This is a genomic window from Aquimarina sp. U1-2 (assembly GCF_017897595.1).
In the GTDB taxonomy this organism is placed as follows: Bacteria; Bacteroidota; Bacteroidia; order Flavobacteriales; family Flavobacteriaceae; genus Aquimarina.
The window spans coordinates 1-449 of the sequence record NZ_JAGKIK010000078.1; the positions used below are offsets into that span (position 1 = coordinate 1).

The window sequence follows — 449 nt, forward strand, 5'->3', positions numbered from 1 at the left end:
TCCATTAAGTTTATTTACTTCGTGATTTACATGCTCTTCACAACTCGTACAAGTCATTCCGCTAATTTGAAATTTAGTTGTTTTAATGTCCGATTTGTCAACTACGACTATTTGCTTCTCTGTATTTGAGTAAAAAAATTTTGAATAAAATGGAAAAGCCAACATCACAATTGCAAAAACAGTTACTATTCCTAAAAACGCTTTTGACTGTATAAATTTCGAGTTTTCTTCAGTATCACATTCGCAGTCAATTTTCTTTTGAGGTCTTAGTTTTTGATACCAAGCAAAACCAAGAATTAAAATTGTTAACCCTATTAGATAAGGTCTAAAAGGTTCTATCCAAGAAAACATTGAAGCAATCCCGCTTGTACCTGCAATCATTGCTAAAAAAGGTGTTATACAACACAATGAAGCTGCGATTGCTGAAATTAAACTCGTCCCTATTAATT

Annotated in this window: 1 protein-coding gene; it reads right to left on the reverse strand. The window is 32.1% G+C overall.

Annotated elements, in window-relative coordinates:
• Window positions 1-449: mercuric transport protein MerTP (merTP, locus tag J8281_RS19095; RefSeq protein ID WP_246849172.1), on the reverse strand; the 449-nt coding region annotated here is incomplete at both ends.